This is a genomic window from Robertkochia aurantiaca, assembly GCF_020166495.1.
Lineage (GTDB): Bacteria > Bacteroidota > Bacteroidia > Flavobacteriales > Flavobacteriaceae > Robertkochia > Robertkochia aurantiaca.
In genome coordinates, this window is the sequence record NZ_JAINZS010000004.1 from 629,049 (window position 1) to 646,179 (window position 17,131).

The 17,131-nt window shown below is 45.0% G+C and carries 17 protein-coding genes; 9 read left to right on the forward strand and 8 right to left on the reverse strand.

Going from position 1 to position 17,131, the window contains the following annotated elements:
• Window positions 1–28: 28 nt before the first annotated feature.
• The 3 genes from K7R10_RS08640 to K7R10_RS08650 are packed head-to-tail and all read left to right on the forward strand — an operon-like array spanning window position 29 to window position 2,375.
• Window positions 29–460, forward strand: a complete 432-nt coding sequence (locus K7R10_RS08640) for a hypothetical protein (RefSeq protein ID WP_224484280.1) — start codon at window positions 29–31, stop codon at window positions 458–460.
• Between the two features lie 11 nt (window positions 461–471).
• Entirely contained in the window at window positions 472–1,023 is a 552-nt protein-coding gene (locus K7R10_RS08645; RefSeq protein ID WP_224484281.1) for an RNA polymerase sigma factor, read from the forward strand.
• Window positions 1,020–2,375, forward strand: a complete 1,356-nt coding sequence (locus K7R10_RS08650) for an outer membrane beta-barrel protein (RefSeq protein ID WP_224484282.1) — start codon at window positions 1,020–1,022, stop codon at window positions 2,373–2,375. The genes K7R10_RS08645 and K7R10_RS08650 overlap by 4 nt, the downstream gene beginning before the upstream one ends.
• A gap of 75 nt (window positions 2,376–2,450) precedes the next feature.
• Here K7R10_RS08650 and K7R10_RS08655 read toward each other — a convergent pair whose 3' ends face one another.
• Window positions 2,451–3,188, reverse strand: coding sequence for a lysophospholipid acyltransferase family protein (locus K7R10_RS08655; protein ID WP_224484283.1), 738 nt, complete (start codon window positions 3,186–3,188; stop codon window positions 2,451–2,453).
• Window positions 3,189–3,336: 148 nt separating this feature from the next.
• Here K7R10_RS08655 and trpS point away from each other — a divergent pair, with 148 nt between their 5' ends.
• Window positions 3,337–4,305: a tryptophan--tRNA ligase gene (gene trpS, locus K7R10_RS08660; RefSeq protein ID WP_224484284.1), complete on the forward strand. Its 969-nt coding sequence runs from the start codon at window positions 3,337–3,339 to the stop codon at window positions 4,303–4,305.
• On the opposite strand, the gene dprA is transcribed toward trpS, so the two are convergent.
• A complete protein-coding gene (dprA, locus tag K7R10_RS08665) occupies window positions 4,302–5,405 on the reverse strand; it encodes a DNA-processing protein DprA (RefSeq protein WP_224484285.1) in 1,104 nt (367 codons plus the stop codon). The genes trpS and dprA overlap by 4 nt on opposite strands.
• Window positions 5,406–5,508: 103 nt before the next feature.
• On the opposite strand from dprA, the gene K7R10_RS08670 reads away from it, so the two are divergent.
• From K7R10_RS08670 to K7R10_RS08690, 5 genes are all read left to right on the forward strand, one after another.
• The gene (locus tag K7R10_RS08670) at window positions 5,509–6,453 is read left to right on the forward strand and encodes an HU domain-containing protein (RefSeq protein ID WP_224484286.1); all 945 of its coding nucleotides are present in this window, start codon (window positions 5,509–5,511) and stop codon (window positions 6,451–6,453) included.
• Between the two features lie 28 nt (window positions 6,454–6,481).
• Window positions 6,482–7,054 carry a Crp/Fnr family transcriptional regulator gene (locus K7R10_RS08675; RefSeq protein WP_224484287.1) on the forward strand — a complete coding sequence of 191 codons (573 nt, stop codon included), beginning with the start codon at window positions 6,482–6,484 and terminating at the stop codon, window positions 7,052–7,054.
• Between the two features lie 58 nt (window positions 7,055–7,112).
• The gene (locus tag K7R10_RS08680) at window positions 7,113–9,422 is read left to right on the forward strand and encodes a beta-glucosidase (RefSeq protein ID WP_224484288.1); all 2,310 of its coding nucleotides are present in this window, start codon (window positions 7,113–7,115) and stop codon (window positions 9,420–9,422) included.
• Window positions 9,423–9,479: 57 nt separating this feature from the next.
• Window positions 9,480–10,517 carry an alpha/beta hydrolase gene (locus K7R10_RS08685; protein ID WP_224484289.1) on the forward strand — a complete coding sequence of 346 codons (1,038 nt, stop codon included), beginning with the start codon at window positions 9,480–9,482 and terminating at the stop codon, window positions 10,515–10,517.
• A 73-nt stretch (window positions 10,518–10,590) separates the two neighbouring features.
• A complete protein-coding gene (locus K7R10_RS08690) occupies window positions 10,591–11,100 on the forward strand; it encodes an acyl-CoA thioesterase (RefSeq protein WP_224484290.1) in 510 nt (169 codons plus the stop codon).
• Between the two features lie 31 nt (window positions 11,101–11,131).
• On the opposite strand, the gene K7R10_RS08695 is transcribed toward K7R10_RS08690, so the two are convergent.
• From K7R10_RS08695 to K7R10_RS08720, 6 genes are all read right to left on the reverse strand, one after another.
• Window positions 11,132–12,358: a murein hydrolase activator EnvC family protein gene (locus K7R10_RS08695; protein WP_224484328.1), complete on the reverse strand. Its 1,227-nt coding sequence runs from the start codon at window positions 12,356–12,358 to the stop codon at window positions 11,132–11,134.
• A gap of 1 nt (window position 12,359) precedes the next feature.
• The gene (gene lolB1 / locus K7R10_RS08700; protein ID WP_224484291.1) at window positions 12,360–13,127 is read right to left on the reverse strand and encodes a lipoprotein insertase outer membrane protein LolB1; all 768 of its coding nucleotides are present in this window, start codon (window positions 13,125–13,127) and stop codon (window positions 12,360–12,362) included.
• 19 nt (window positions 13,128–13,146) lie between these two features.
• Window positions 13,147–14,028 (reverse strand): tetratricopeptide repeat protein, encoded by an 882-nt coding sequence (locus K7R10_RS08705; protein WP_224484292.1) that lies wholly within the window; start codon window positions 14,026–14,028, stop codon window positions 13,147–13,149.
• Window positions 14,029–14,132: 104 nt separating this feature from the next.
• A complete protein-coding gene (locus K7R10_RS08710) occupies window positions 14,133–15,143 on the reverse strand; it encodes a sugar phosphate nucleotidyltransferase (protein WP_224484293.1) in 1,011 nt (336 codons plus the stop codon).
• Between the two features lie 30 nt (window positions 15,144–15,173).
• Entirely contained in the window at window positions 15,174–15,608 is a 435-nt protein-coding gene (gene dut, locus K7R10_RS08715) for a dUTP diphosphatase (RefSeq protein ID WP_224484294.1), read from the reverse strand.
• A 16-nt stretch (window positions 15,609–15,624) separates the two neighbouring features.
• The gene (locus K7R10_RS08720; protein WP_224484295.1) at window positions 15,625–17,082 is read right to left on the reverse strand and encodes an oligosaccharide flippase family protein; all 1,458 of its coding nucleotides are present in this window, start codon (window positions 17,080–17,082) and stop codon (window positions 15,625–15,627) included.
• Between the last annotated feature and the right edge of the window lie 49 nt (window positions 17,083–17,131).

Below are 17,131 nucleotides of genomic sequence, written 5' to 3' on the forward strand. Positions count from 1 at the left end.
CATCTAACAAACAAGTAGGTTATTTGATATGATGAAAAGAATTGGAATTTGGATGACAGCCATCGTGGTGTTCATAAACCTGAACGCCTGTGATCTGTCTGATGATGACGGGGTGAATTTCTTTTTTGAACCCCTACAGGTGACAGCGGCCGAATTCCCCGAAAGCTTTGAGCTGGGAGAGGTGTACCGCATACAGGTCGATTATTTAAGACCGACCGATTGTCATTTTTTTGAAGGTTTTGATTTCAGTGTTAATGCGCAAACCGAACGTACCATCATCGCGGTTGGACTGGTTGAAAACCGCGAGGATTGCGAAGTGTTAAGCAACGAAGAGCTCACGCAGTTCTTCGACTTCGAAGTGAGGTTTACAGGCACATATACTTTTAGGTTCTTTACAGGCAAAAACAGCAATGGTGAAAATGAATATTTAGTTTATGAGGTACCCGTAATCAGTAACTAGAGATCGATGACGTGAGTTTGGAACAACTCATAAAACTATGTAAGAAAGGAAACCGAAAGGCCCAGGAACAACTGTTTCGTAATTACAGCGATATGTTGTACAGTGTTTGCCTGAGGTATTCCCGAAACCGTGCAGAGGCCGAAGACAATCTGCAGGATAGTTTTTTGGTCATTTTTAAAAAAATCGATCAGTACAGATTCAGGGGTGCCTTTGAAGGATGGCTCAGAAGGGTTACCGTGAATACCATCTTGCAAAAGTACCGAAAGCAGGGGGTTTTTGAGATCATCACCCCGGAACTGGAAGAAATGCCGGCCGAGGTCACGATCGAAGACCAGGGATTTTCGCTCGATTATTTGCTGCAGATAGTACAGGAGCTTCCCGATCGCTACCGGTTAACTTTCAGCCTGTACGTACTTGATGGTTATTCTCATAAGGAAATAGCCTCCATGCTGCGCATCAGCGAAGGCACCTCTAAATCAAACCTGTCGAGAGCTAAAATCGCGCTTCGCAAACGTATCGAAGGCGATCATTATCAAAACAGTGTGAATTCACTCGAAGGATGAATGAAAAAAAAGATATAGAAAGACTTTACACAGAAAGGTTCAAAGACTTTCAGGAACGACCGCAGAAAGATCTTTGGAGCAGCATAGAAGCTTCGTTGCCAAAAGAGGAATCAAAGCGCAGAATCGTCCCTCTGTTGCGCACCCTTGCTTCGGTCGCCGCTGTCTTACTGCTGTTAATAGCAGGGACTTTGGCCTATTTCAACTCCGGTGAAGCTGTAAATACCCAACCGGTAAATCAAAGATCAGATACTGCTCCGGTTGTAAATAATGAGGTGGCCACTCCTGAAATGGAACCACAAAATGTGACCGAGCCTTCCGGGGGTCCCGCGATCGTGAAAAGCGAAGTCACACCTGAAAACGAGACCGGAATTCAAAACCCTGAAACAACTACTGAGTCAGGGATCGCTGCCGCCGGGGAGAATGAAAGCAACAAAGAGCCTTTTTCGGCCTACGGAAATGAAATTCTTAAAAAATATGCCCGACTGCAGCTCATACAGGGAATCTCGTCAGTGTCTGGCAATGAATTTATTTCAAAAGACGGGAAAGATGATCGCGAATTGGCGATCAGCATAGAAAAAGCCCGGGAAGAACTGCAAGCCGATAATACAGAAAGCAATACGGCAGAGAATGATAAGGCACAAAAAAACCGCTGGAGCCTGAATCCTTTTGCGGGACCCGTTTATTATAACTCTTTGGCTACAGGATCACCCATCGACAGGCAATTCTCAGACAATACTAAAGAGGGGCGCATCAATATGAGTTACGGACTCAATGTTACCTATGAAGTAAGTAACCGATGGTCGCTGAGAACCGGAGTCAATAAAATCGATATGGGCTACAATACCGCCGGGGTGGAATTCTCTCCTGAGGTAAATGCCAGCCTGATGGAAAATATAAGTTACAACGGAAATGTACCCTTCCTTACCATCAGCGATTCAGGATCGCGCCCGAAAGGAGGTACTAACGAAGTCTCAGCACGAACCCCGGTATACAACGGCTCCCTGACCCAGCAACTGGGCTATCTCGAAGTTCCTCTTGAGATCAAGTACCGAATGGTCGACAGTAAATTCGGCGTTAATCTGATAGGGGGAATGAGCTCTCTGATACTTACCGATAATGAGATCGGGCTGACATCAGGGGAACTGCAGACCACCGTGGGAGAAGCAAACAATTTAAACCCCTTCAACCTGAGTACCAATCTGGGAATCGGATTCGATTACCGCGTCACCGAAAGAATGCTCTTTAACCTGGAACCCATGTTCAAATATCAATGGAACACCTTTTCAGGCAACGACGGAGGTTTCAGACCTTATATTCTCGGAGTATACACAGGATTTAGTTTCAGGTTTTAAAATTTTAGTTGGTTAGGTTAAAAATTGCAAATCGGCAATTGAACCGGAAACTCCCTCCTCACGAGGGAGTTTTTTTTATTCCTTCAGACCTGATCGTATACGGTTCCAGGCCAGATTTTTTATCGCTTCTTTCGCCGTGGCATCCAGCTCCCTTGTTTGAATGAATTCGTGAAAAACAACCCGCATCTTACCGGGGCTGCAACGCATAAACTCATAGGAAAAGCGGTTCTTATTATCCGGAAAGCTCATTGGCACAACGGGAATCTGGTGCTGAATGGCAAGCCTGAATGCGCCGTCTTTAAACTTGTCAAGAACCACAGAAGTATCGTCGGGCACCCCACCCTCTGGAAAAATACAAATGCTCAGCCCCTGCTTCAGTCTTCGCTGTGCTCGTTTATAAACCGCAGACCTGCTGCTTTGCGAGTTTCTGTCAACCATGATACAAACCCGTTTATAGAAAAAGCCAAAAACGGGTATTTTAGCCAGTTCCTTCTTACCTACAAAAACAAAGGGGTTCTTTGAGGCCTTTAGCATAAGCATAATATCGACCATGGAGGTATGATTCGCAATCAGCATATAGCTGCGGCCCGGCTCTAACTTCTCTCCTCTTTTTATTTCAGGGATAAACCCCATTCCATACAGAATAATATTGGCCCAGATGTTTCGGGCCACCCAAAAGAACTGAGGATAAAACTTCTCGCGGGAACTCAGGACCAGGAGAACAGGAAAAAACAGAATAATAGGTACAGCGACCAGGAGATAAAACCAGATCCGGTAGAATACCACGAAAATTCCCTTGATTACAGTTATCATGAGGCCAAATTTAACATTTTAATCGAATAGCCTCCCTTTTTGTAAATACCATCAACTGTTCACCGGCATCAGAGGCTCAAAAAAGGAGCCGATGAAAATTCGGATTATCAGCCATGTTGTGTAAATTTGCTGCTTTTAGAAAAAAGCTATGGCACGAATACTAACAGGAATACAAAGCACCGGAACCCCCCATTTAGGCAACCTGCTCGGGGCCATCGTACCGGCTATCGAAATGGCCGGGAATCCTGAGAACGATTCTTTTCTCTTTATCGCTGACATGCACTCGCTGACACAGATTAAAGACGGAGAACAACTCAGGGCGAACACCTATGCCACCGCAGCGACCTGGCTCGCTTTCGGGCTTGATACAGACAAAACCGTTTTTTACCGCCAGAGCGATGTGCCTCAGACCACTGAACTCACCTGGTATCTGAGTTGCTATTTCCCCTATCAACGTCTAACCCTTGCTCATTCTTTCAAAGATAAGGCTGACCGTCTGGCAGATGTCAACGCCGGACTCTTCACCTATCCCATGCTAATGGCAGCCGACATACTGCTCTACGATGCCGAAATCGTTCCGGTGGGTAAAGATCAATTGCAACACCTGGAAATGACCCGTGATGTGGCATCCCGAATTCACAACCAGGTCGGAGAGATATTCGTTATGCCCGAAGCAAAAGTCCAGAAAGAGACCATGTATATTCCGGGTACAGACGGACAAAAAATGAGTAAGTCAAGGGATAACATTATCAATATCTTTCTTCCGGATAAAAAGCTGAGGAAGCAGATTATGGGTATTGAGACAGACAGCACACCTCTTGAAGACCCGAAAGATCCCGATACCTGTAATGTTTTTGCGCTCTACAGGCTCCTGGCCGATGACGCTCAAATTGCCAAGATGCGTGAGAACTATGAAAACGGAGGCTTTGGATACGGTCATGCCAAGCAGGCACTGTTCGAGCTGATCATCGAAAAATTCAGTGAAGAACGAGAAAAGTTTAACTATTACATGGAAAATCCGGAAGAAATCGACCGGATCCTGGAAGAAGGTGCTGCCAAGGCAGCCGGTGTGGCCAATAAGGTTCTTGACAGAGTACGCAAAAAAATGGGGTATTAAGCCATCACAGGCTCGAAACATTTACCGGGCAGGGGATTGACCATCCCTTTCATCTCCAGTGACAACAGGGCCGGCATAAGCTCTGCCTGAGATAGTCCGCACAATAAGGCTACCTCATCACCCGGCATTTTTCCTTTTTCAAGGAGCAACTCATAAACCGACTTTTCTGCTCCTTCAAGTTCAGGAAAGATCATTCGCTGCTGTTTCGGTGTCTTCTCAATATTCCAACCAAGCATATACACCAAATCTGCTGCCGAGGTCAGCATATGAGCTTTTTGCGATTTGATCAGGTCATTACAGCCGCGACTGTACCTGTCTGCGGGTTTTCCCGGAACCGCAAAAACTTCACGGTCATAAGAATGGGCGATATCTGCGGTCACCAGGCTACCACCTTTTTCTCCCGACTCAATAACAATGGTCGCCAGAGAGAGACCTGCTATTACCCTGTTCCTTTTCAGAAAGTTGTTACGTTCGGGCTTATCGGTACTCCAGAAATCGGTTATACAACCACCGTTCTCATTGATAAGTGAACGATCTTTACGATGGCGCGACGGATAGGTAAAAGGGAGACCATGAGCCAGACAGGCTATAGTCTGCAAGTTATTGTTCAAGGCTGCCCGGTGAGCACAAATATCGATCCCATAAGCAAGGCCACTCACGATCACCGGATCAAAAACAGCCAGTTCGGCTACCAGTTTTTCACAAAAATCCATACCATAGCGGGTGGCATGTCTGGTACCTACAATACTGATGATCTTTTTATTCTCAATGCTGTAATTCCCTTCTGTAAATAGTAAAAGCGGACCGTCGATACTATGCCGGAGTGCGTCGGGATAATCAGGATCCTGAAAACTGTTACAATGAATGGCATGATCACAAATGAAAGATAATTCCTGCTCAGCTTCCAGTAAATTTTCCTTTCTGAATAAAGAATTCACGGTATATTCCCCAACTTTTTCTATATTTAATAAGTTTTTCCGGCTTTCGCGAAAAACCGCCTCAGCGCTGCCGCAGGCAGCGATCAATTTCTTAGCCATAATATCACCTACATGGGGAGCCCGATGAAGGGCCAGCAGATAAAAAAGATTTTTTTCGGGCATTAGCAGCTGATTTTGAGTATACAAGAAACAAAATTATCCCGGCTGTTAATAAAATTCCGAAAACAATCTAAAACCCTTTTACAAAATTTTACATATTTGCCTTATGCGTATAGAAAAGTACATCGGAGATCTGTTATATCGTTATCAGTGTGTAACCATTCCTGAATTTGGCTCATTTTTAACCCGTTACCAGCCTGCCAGGATTCATGAGACCACCGATGCCTTCTACCCGCCTTCAAAGGAATTATCATTTAATTCTCAGCTCACCTCAGACGATGGTCTGCTTACAAAATATGTGGCTGAGGTTTGTGAAAAGACCTATGAGGAAGCCTCTGCTGAAATCAAAAAAACGGTTGCTTCCTGGAAAGAAAGTCTTGAAAAGGAAGAAACAGTAAAACTCGACAAAATCGGGGAACTCGCCCTGAACGACTCGAAGCGTATTGTTTTTCAACCCTCATACCAGACCAATTTCCTCACTTCCTCCTTCGGACTTTCAACCTTCGTCTCTCCCGGTATTACAAGGGAAGAGCTCAAGAAAGAAGTTCAAAAGCTGGAAGAAAAAGCGCCTATCAGCATTACCCCGGAAGCCAGAAGCTCCCGTTCATACCTGAAATATGCCGCCATTGCGTTGCTGGCCATATCTGCGGGAACCCTTGGATACCGTTTCACTGAGCAAAATATGGCTGAACGCATGGAACTGGCTCGTCAGGAAGCTCAGGAAGAACTGGAAAAGAACATTCAACAAGCCACATTCTTTGATGACTCTCCCCTGGAACTTCCGGCCGTTACGCTCAAACTTTCTAAGAAGGAGCGTAAATACCATATCGTAGCGGGCGCTTACCGTGTTGAAGCCAATGCCGACAAGCGTGTATCACAACTTTTGAATAAAGGTTACGATGCTCACAAAGTCGGAGTCAATAAATTTGGTTTACACCAGGTTGCCTTTGCCAGTTTTGCAGAGGTGAATGAAGCTCTTGCCTATCTTCGGAAGATAAAAAAGGAGGAGTCAAAAGAAGCCTGGTTACTGGTGGATAAAAAGCAGGATTAATTCCTTCCTCTTCATTTAAAAAGGCAGGATGACCAACGACAAAATCTTAAATGCCTTATCAGAAATTCATCCGCTGCATGACACGGTAAAGAAGAAGCTTATCGCATGTATGAGCGAAAGAACCTTAACCCGTCATGAACATTTACTTTCACTAAACGAGACCTGCAAACACCTGTACTTCATCAATGAAGGCTTCGTTAGAATCTACTATTACAAACACGGAAAAGACATCACAGAGTATTTTGCCGGAGAAAAGCAATTTTGTTTTTCTATCAATAGTTATTTCGCTCAGTCTCCCAGTAAACTGATGATACAGGCACTGGAAGACAGCCGCATAACCTTAATCCCCAAAAGTGAGCTTGACAGGCTACGTGCTCAATATCTGGATCTGGCAAATCTGGTAACCGAGATGTTCTCTCTTTCACTCATGCTGTCACAGGAAAGAATGGATAGTATTCAATTTGAAAGTGCCGCCCAACGGTATCGGAGATTGTTAAAAGAGCAACCGCAAATACTCAACAAAGCTTCCCTTCAACATATTGCTTCCTATCTTGGAATAACCGCAGAAACACTAAGCAGGATCAGGACTCAGGTTTTTTGATATATATCAAAGGAATTTCTTCTCATAATTAAAACCTTGCAGATTAAACTTGGTAACTATGAGACATCTGTTAATTATAGTATTAATGGTCTGCACTTTTCCGGCTCTTGCACAAACCGGCACCAGTGCTTTGATCGATTCGCTAACTCTTGAAGAAAAGATCTATTTGCTTACCGGCACAGGGATGGATTTACCCGGCATGGATGGAAATAACGAGCCTGTACAGGCTACAGTGGGAACTACCAAAGATAAAGTTCCGGGAGCTGCAGGTACCAGTTATAACATAAAACGCCTGTCTCTTCCCTCTGTGGTCTTTGCCGACGGTCCGGCAGGAATTCGCATCTCTCCCGAAAGGGAGTCTGCACCGGGAAAAACCTTTTATGCAACGGCCTTCCCCACAGCCACTTCCCTGGCCGCTTCCTGGAATACGACCCTTGCAGAAAACATCGGTAAAGCATTTGGAGAGGAGGCACACGCATATGGCGTGGATTTTCTTCTGGCCCCCGCGCTCAATATTCACAGGAATCCCCTGGGAGGAAGAAATTTCGAATATTATTCTGAAGACCCGGTGATATCAGGAAATATGGCCGGTTACTTTGTTCGTGGCGTTCAATCAGAAAATATCGGAGCTACCCTGAAACACTTTGTCGCCAATAATTCTGAAACCAATCGCACTGCCCTTAACACCATAATAGGTCAAAGAACCCTCAGGGAGATATACCTGAGGGGATTCAAAATTGCCATCGATATCGGTGAGCCATGGGCTATCATGTCTTCATATAACCGCATTAACGGCACTTTCACCTCAGAAAGTCACGATCTGCTAACCAAACTCCTGAGAGAGGAATGGAACTATCAGGGTTTCGTAATGACCGACTGGTACGGAGGCAGAAATCCCGTCGCTCAGATCAGGGCAGGTAATGACCTGTTGATGCCGGGGACCCCTCAACAACGAAAGGCGATTCAGGAAGCACTGGAAGCAGGAGAACTGGATGAGAACGTGATCGATAAAAGCATCATGAGAATTTTAAACCAATATAAAAAGACCTACTCCTTCAATGGTGCAGAGCCTTCTGATTCCCCCAACCTTCAAGCTCATGCCGAGCTTGCAAAGAAGGCTGCTATTGAGGGTATGGTCTTATTAAAAAACGAGAACGCCCTTCCTGTCAACCCGAAGAAGAAAATAGCACTGATGGGCATCACTTCATACCAAACCATCTCAGGAGGTACAGGAAGCGGTGATGTGAACAAAGCCTATATGGTGTCTGTGTCGCAAGGGCTTTATTCAAAAGGATTTGTAATTGAACCCGATCTGCAATCACAGTACGAACAATACATCGCAGAAGAGGAAGGAAAAATCCCTCCCAAGAATTTTTTCTTTGAGCCTGATGTCCTCCTTCCTGAAATGCCACTTGAAAAAGAGCAACTCAGGCAGCTGGCGAAAAACAATGACATGGCGGTCTTCACTCTGGGCAGAACCTCGGGAGAATTCCAGGACCTGAAACCTCAGGACTTTGAGTTAAGGAAGGAAGAAAAAGAGCTGATAAAGAATATTTCGGAAGCTTTCAGAGCCCAAGGGAAAAAATTTGTTGTGATCATTAACTCAGGAGCAGTGATAGAGACAGCAAGCTGGAAATCATTCCCTGATGCTATCATTATGGCCTGGCAACCCGGTCAGGAAGCTGGCCATGCAGTAGCCGAGTTGATTTCAGGAACTGCAAATCCGAGTGGCAAATTACCCACTACCTTCCCTGTTGAACTTTCAGATCATCCATCAACGAAAAATTTTCCCGGTTCGGTGAATGATCCTTCAGCCCCTAAACCGCAAAATCCCTTGCAAGGACAGGAATCAACAGAGATATATGAAGAAGGTTTATATATCGGCTACCGATACTTTAACAGCGTTCAGAAGCCGGTTTCCTTTCCTTTTGGATATGGTCTCAGCTATACCACATTTGAAACAAGGCTCATGGAAGTTAAGGTGAGCGATAACGATGTGATTTTAAGCTACACTGTTAAGAATACCGGAGATACGCCAGGGAAAGAAGTTATACAGGTTTATTTAGATGCTCCAAAAGGAGTCTTGTCAAAACCTAAAAGAGAACTCAAAGCTTTCGATAAGACACCGGAACTGGGATCTGAAATTTCCCACAGGGGTACGATCAGGATACCCATTGAGAGACTCGCGTTCTATAATGCAGATACCGATGAGTGGATCCTTGAGGGAGGTTCGTATGAAATAGGCCTGGGAAAAGATGTAGAGACCATCATCGCCTCGTCTTCTTTTCAACTTGAGGAAAAGGTGATAAGGGAAAGTTCAGATCTGATGGCACCCGAAAAACCGGTCGAAACGTTCATTGAACAATAGAATGCTATCTGTTATTTCGATTTTAAGTATCTTAATAAAGACAAAATCAATGATCTCATGAAAGTAAAAATACTGATCTGGATACTCGCTATGCTCCTGTTCAATCCCATGGATTCGTATCTCGCAGCACAGGTAGTCACTGAAAAGAATTACAAACTGGAGGAAAATGTGACCTGGGGTGAACCGGAAGAAACGCCGCTTTCCCTTGATATCTATACCCCTGATCAGGCCGGGGATCAATTATTACCGGTGCTGATTATCTACCACGGTGGCGGATGGCTTATAAACGACAAATCGATCATGAACGACATGGCATCTTATATCGCCAATACCGGAAAATACGTGGTATGTAACGTCGACTATCGCCTGCTTACGGCTAATGACAATACGGTGACATTGAACGAAATTGTAGAAGATGCTATGGGCGCCTTGCTTTGGGTCAAGGAAAACATTGTAAAGTATAGTGGCGATCCTGAGAAAATAGCGGTTACCGGAGACAGCGCGGGTGGACAACTCGCTTCCCTGGTGGTAAATGGCTCCTATCACCTGGGTCTGGAAAGGTTTAATAACAATTCAACCGAATACTACCCCTCATACCTTCCTGCCGGAAAAAATATTGAAAATCTGCAAGCACGCGACCTGAAAGTACAGGCAGTATTGCTCAGTTATCCGGCTGTGGATCTCTATGCCGCTGCACTGAATGGATTCGAAAGCCCTGAAAACCCCTTTTGGGCCATGGGTAACGGAGAAGCAAGAGGTATGTTCGGCCCGGGTATCGACGCCATGTCACATCCGCATTTCTACAAAATGGTCTCTCCAATCTATACGGTTCCCGATTCGTATACACATAAATTACCCCCGCACTTTGTTCAGGTCGGCACCCAGGACAATGTCACCCCTCCATTTATGGTTCAGCGATACGTCGATTCACTTGAGATAAACGGTCAGGACGTGATCTACTGGATGCATAAGGATCGCGGGCATGCTTATCTTGATTCCGGCTCTAATGAAGTACTCAATGTAAATTTTCGGGATGATGCCATCCCCGCCATTGAAAGAATGCTGGATTTCATGGACAGTGTTTTCTACAACTAAACAGTAAGGGATTGCTGATTTTTTTTATTAATCCTCGTTTTGCTGGTATCTTTGCCGGAAATCAAAAGACAACATGAAGGCTAAGACACCCGCTGAATCACGTACCGTAATGACCGATCTGGTTTTACCCAGTGAAACCAACCCACTCAACAACCTGTTCGGAGGCGAATTGCTGGCCCGGATGGATCGGGCTGCCAGTATCTCGGCCAGAAGACATTCCAGGCGCGTAGCTGTTACTGCCTCTGTAAACCACGTGGCTTTTAACAGGGCGATCCCGCTGGGAAGTGTAGTAACCGTGGAAGCACATGTCTCCAGGGCTTTTAACACCTCCATGGAAATCTACATAGATGTATGGATCGAGGATCGTGAAAGCGGACAGCGCTCAAAAGCCAATGAAGCCATTTACACCTTTGTGGCTGTCGATGATATAGGAAGACCGGTCGAGATAGCTCCAATCAAACCCGAAACCGATCTTGAAAAAGAAAGGTATGCTGCAGCGCTTAGAAGAAAACAGCTGAGCCTGGTATTAGCAGGGAAGATGCAACCGAAAGATGCTACTGAACTGAAAGCATTGTTCGAGTGATCATATATTGGCAATTCAAAACCAGGAAAGCCTACATTCTGTAGATCCAGTTGGCAGGATTATCGATCTTATTGTTTTCATAGATCATGAACTTCAACAAGGTTTCGTTGGTTGTGGTACTGGTGAAGACCTGACCAATCTCCTGTTTTGTAGCCACATTATCCCCTTCCTTCACATAGACTTTTCCCAGGTTGTTGTAAACCGAAATATAGTTACCGTGCTGTATGAGTACGGCCTTATTCCCACCTTTTATCGCCTGTACAGCCAGAACCTTGCCATCGAAAATAGAACGGGCACTGGCTCCTGCCTCGGTGGCGATACGCACTCCGTTGCTGCGTATGGTTACCGAACGCACAACCGGATGGGGTTGAGTACCAAAACGCATTTTCAGCACTCCTTTTTCGACCGGCCATGGAAGTTTGCCCTTGTTAGCCCTGAAGTCTTTATCTACAAGCCGCGCCTCTTCCGTCAGGCTGAAGTTACTTGATTTGGCTTCATTACCCTCCCGCTTATTGGAGCGGGCAATCGCTTCACGAACCAGCTTTTCAATCTGCCGGTCAATGGCATCGGCTTCGCGCTGCTTCTTCTTTATCTGGGCCGCGTATACATCTTCCTGCTTCCTGATACTGTTGATCAGTTCCTTTTGCATACCGAGTTCCCTTTCCAGGGTTCTTTGTATCTCACGGTTTTCAGCTATAAGAGTTTCCTTTTCCTGGCGTTGGGCGATCAGATTCTTGTTAAGGCGTTGCAACTCTTCAGTGATCTCTTTTATTTGCTCCCCCTGTTCTTTACGGTATGCAGCATATTGCTGCATGTATTTAAGTCGTTTATATGCCTGAAAGAAATCTTCAGAAGAAAGTATGAACATCAACCTGCTTTGCTGGGACTTACTGCGATACGACTTATTGATCATCGCTGCGTAATCGTCTTTCAGCTCCTGCAGCTCTTCTCTCAGATCTGAAATTCGATTCTGATTGGTATTGATCTCCCTGGTGATAAGATTCGCCTGCTGGTTGGTCACCTTGATCAGCTCTCTGCGAACCCTGACCTTCTGATCGAGGTCTTCCAGCTCTTCCAGTATATTAGAACGCTTCTTCTGTTGTTGAGATAGCAGTTTATTGATCTGCCTGATCTCCTGTTCCAGCCTGTTCTTTTTTGCCTCCAGTTCCTGTTTTTCATCAGACTGTCCATAAGTGAGGGTCAGGTTGCAGCAGCAGAAAAATAATACGATAATGTTTAGGGCACGGGTCGTGAACATATTACTCAAATTCTACCGGTTTAAAACCATCGGGTATGGAATAAGGAAAACTTACCCGCTGGTTGAATTCGATATTTCTGTATTCTATATTGATCCTGGTTTGTTCGCCCTGGTCTGTCGCCGTGAGGAGGATCGTATTAGGAATAACCCGGCCTTCAACCTCCTGGTAGTCCCGGTAGCTAATATTTAATAATCTCCTTTTCTCAGGTTGTGCGAGCTGTTGTAACGACATCTTAAAGTTGTTAGGCTCAAGCAGTAATAATATTTTAAACAGTTCAGCTTGCTTTTCCGGCTTCAACTGATATTGATTCTCGTATACCGAAGCATAAAAGTCACGGTCATTCAGGTCGAATATCGATTGACCCAACAACAGGTTCTGTACCATGTCAAAGTCAAGATCTGCCCCGAGCATATCATTGAGAAACCTGAAATCGCCATCAAAATAGGTGTTATCCAGCTTATTGTAAAAAGTTACCCTGTCAGGAGTGATCATTACTTTCACCAACGATAATGTAGCACTGAGCCATATGACTTCGTCTTTTTTCATCCGAAGGCTGACCGTTGTTCCCTGTTCGTCATCACTGTTGCTGTAATCAACTTTGATACGGCCGGTAAGGGTTTCAAATTTGGTGGCGTTTCTGTAGTGATTTTTGATAATGGCTCGGGCCGACAAATCACTTTTCACCTCTCCTTCGGCCAGAACCCTTTTGGTTCCGCAGGAAACTAAGGTGAGCAATAGTATTGCCGGTATGATGAAAATGTTCTTCATGTGTAGGTTTTTCCGGTATTCAGGATCTGTTTTGCTCCAATTTTTTCGTGTATTCCCTGATCTTCTCTTCATTGCCTTCTGCCTGATACGCTTCTATCAATGCTTTATAAAAGCGATTCTCCAAAGCCCGGTCATCGATGATAAAGTCAAGACCTGTGGTCAGGTAACCTATCGCTTCAGAGGAATCTCCCGTTTTAAAAACCGCAACCCCCCTGTACAGATAAAACTCCGGTTGAGCCGGAAAATTGTCCAGGGCCTCAGCACTAAGCTCAGAGAGTGACACAAAATTACCCGCACCGAGTAAGGCTTCCAGCTCCTTCCTGTATGAATCGGGACCATCCTCATCGTCGTCCGCAACGGCTTCAGGGGCTGTTGTATTGTCTATATTTCTTGTTCGACGAGACAACTGTATACGCTCCTCCAGTTCATAGAGTTCAGATGAAACAAGGCCTTGCTCCTTCATTCGCGTTAAGATCTCCTGTGCTTTATCGAATTCTGCCATTTCGGTATATACCGCAGCAACTTCCAGTTCATAGGCAGGAGATTGTGATGCCAGCTGTTGCGCAGTGGTCAGAGCCCGGTCAAATTCCCTCAGCATGATAGCGCTTTCGATCACCCCTCTCGCATACCATGGATTGGAAGGTTCTCCCTCCCAGGCCTGTTCAAAATAACCTATTGCCTTGCGAAAATCCTTTTGAAGGAGGTAATTTCTTCCCAGTTCATAATCTACAGCCGGGTTATCAGGATCCAGTGTTTTGCATTCCATAAGATGTGCGATAGCCCGGTCATAATTCTCTATCCCCTTGGCTTTAAGGGCTTCAAAAAAGTTTTCCTGAAACCGGTCAGTGTATTCATCGGTAAACAACGATGCATCTGAGGGTTTTTCCTGGGCAGAAAGCATGAAGGCCGCTGATAAGCAGAGCAGTACAATTGCTGATTTAATGCCCGAAAACCTCATGACTTTATCCTTATTCACATCTTCTGCCTCTTACCGATCTGTGCTTATCAGGTCAGGGCTGAATAATCTCCTATGCTCACATCGGTAAATTCCCCATCGAACCGGGCATGATTTCCGATCATTGCATTATCTAAATTAGCGTTTTTTATGGTCGTAAAGGTTTGAATTAAACTGTTTTTAACAACGGAATTGTCAACAACCGTTCCCTCTCCCAGTGAAACGTTAGGACCAATCACCGAGTTTTTCAAAACCACGTTCTCTCCGATATAGCAAGGCGGAATGATCTCTGAATTCTCCTTCATCACCGATTGAGCTACCAGCTGTTCACTTCCACCGGTTAAAAACCCGAGCATTTTGCTGTTTGTCTCTACGGTCACATCTTTATTTCCGCAATCCATCCACTCGTCAACCTTGCCGGGTACAAACTTTTTTCCCTTTTTCATCATGGCTTTGATACCATCATTGATCTGGTATTCACCCCCATGTATAATATTCTCATCAAGTACGGTTTGCAACTCATTCTTCAGCTCTTCGGCCTTTTTAAAGTAATATATCCCGATTACCGCCAGATCTGACACAAAAGACTCAGGCTTTTCCACAAGGCCGGTGATCTCCTGATCATCATTGAGTTGCACCACCCCATAAGCCTGTGGGTTCTCCACTTGTTTCACCCAGATAACACTGTCTGCCGTCTGATCCAGATCAAAATCGGCTTTAAAGAGGGTGTCGGCATAGGCGATCACGCAGGGTCCGCTGAGGGAATCTTTGGCACACATAATCGCGTGGCCTGTGCCCAGAGGTTTATCCTGATAATAGATCGTACCTTTGGCTCCCTGAACCTCGGCAATTGATTTCAGTTTTGCTTCAATTTCAGCCCCGAAATCATCTTTTATAATAAATGCTATCTCTTCTATCTCTTCATTCAGTACGCTGGCAATCTCTTCGATAAGCCGTTGCACAATGGGTTTACCCGCTATGGGAATCAAAGGTTTCGGAACTGTCAGGGTGTGTGGTCTCAACCGGCTACCACGGCCGGCCATAGGTACAATGATCTTCATAAACTATGGATTATATTGTTCTTTATTACATTAATTGGTTCCCGTACTGCCGAAGCCGCCAGCTCCGCGTGTGGTGTCTGAAAGTGCATTCACCTCTTCCCAGGAGATGTGCTCATGACGGGCAATAACCAGCTGAGCGACCCGTTCACCATTTTCTATGGTAAAGGTTTCGTTTGAAAGATTAACCAGTATCACCCCGATCTCGCCCCTGTAATCGGCATCGATAGTACCGGGCGCATTTAAAACCGTGATCCCTTTTTTGGCTGCCAGTCCGCTGCGCGGTCTTACCTGGGCTTCAAATCCCACCGGTAATTCGATAAATAAACCGGTTTTGACTATGGTTCTTTCCAAAGGCTTTAAGGTTACCGGCTCGCTGATAGATGCTCTGAGATCCATTCCGGCACTGGCCTCTGTGGCATAAGATGGCAGATCGTGTGCTGACCTGTTGATGATCTTTACTTTCATATTTTCAATAAAACGGTTATTTCTTCGGCTTGATATACCTTTTCAGGTCTTTTCGCTCCTTTTGGTATATTATGGCCAAAAATAAGAAAAGAAATGCCGTTCCTATAACCATATTCCGGTCAAAAACATAAAAACTCAAACAACCGAAACCGCCGGCCAGGCTCATGTAGGTAAGTATCTTTTTAACATCGTAAGGAATTGGATATTTTTTCTGACCCATCAGGTACGATATAACCATCATACTTCCATATGCAGCCAGGGTGGCTATAGCAGAACCCTTATAACTTATATATGGGATCAGAATGAAGTTGAGGGCAAGAGTTATCACAGCTCCGGTAAGGGAAATATAGGCACCATATATGGTTTTATCTGTGATCTTATACCAAACAGAAAGATTGTGATACACCCCGAGACAAAGGTTGGCCATCAGAATAAAAGGAACCACCCAGAGCGCTCTCCAGAAATTGCTGTCAGGAAGCAAAACAAGTTTGATAAGGTCGGTATAGACCACTACACCCAGGAAGATCACACAGGCAAAAATCACAAAGTACTGAGTGATATCGGCATAGGTTTTGGGAGCATCCTTCTTATTGGCCTGACTGAAAAAGAAAGGCTCAACCCCAAGTTTGAAAGCCGTCACGAACAAGGTCATAAAAACTCCCAGTTTGTAAACTCCTCCATATACCCCTACCTCCTGGTCAGCAATCTCAGCAGGGAGCAGGTATCTCAGAATAAGCTTGTCGAATCCCTCGTTGATGGCAAAGGCGATACCGGCCAACAGCACAGGATACGCATAAGTGATCATTTTACGCCATAGGTACGAATCAAATGAAAAACCTATTCTGTGGTACAAAGGCAGTATCCATAACAAGGTTGTAAAACTCGCGATAATATTGGCGATAAAGATATAATGAACCTGATTATCAAAATGTAACCAACCCCAGGTTTCGTTATCAGGTTCCAGGATCACCGGCAGCAGGAGGAAAAAGAACAGGTTGAAAACCAGGTTGACAACAACACTGAAAATCTTGACAAACGAATAACGAATCGGGCGCTCTTCTTTTCTGAACCATGCAAACGGAATCACCGCCAAAGCGTCGAGGAAAAGAATAACCGCACCGTACATCACGAATGGCACCTGATAATCAAACCAGTCGGCCAGGTGGTTTCTCAGCATCAATGCAACGATCAAAAACACGATCGAAGTAACAGTTATGGATGTTAGAGCGGTAGATTGAACAAGCGCCTTTCTCTCACTTTTATTTATAAAACGGAAAAATGCCGTTTCCATTCCGTAGGAGAGCATTACATTTCCTAAAATGAGCAATACCATGAGGCTGGTATAGATACCATAATCGGCCTCTGGTAATTTATAAATGTAAAGGGGAGTCAGCAGAATTCCCAAAACCCTGGGCAGCACAGTGGCCAGGCCATAAATGAAGGTCTGCTTGAATAATCTTTTAAGGGCACTCAATAGTTTAGGGTTTGAGAGCTAAAAGTATCGAATTTCCACAAGGCGTACA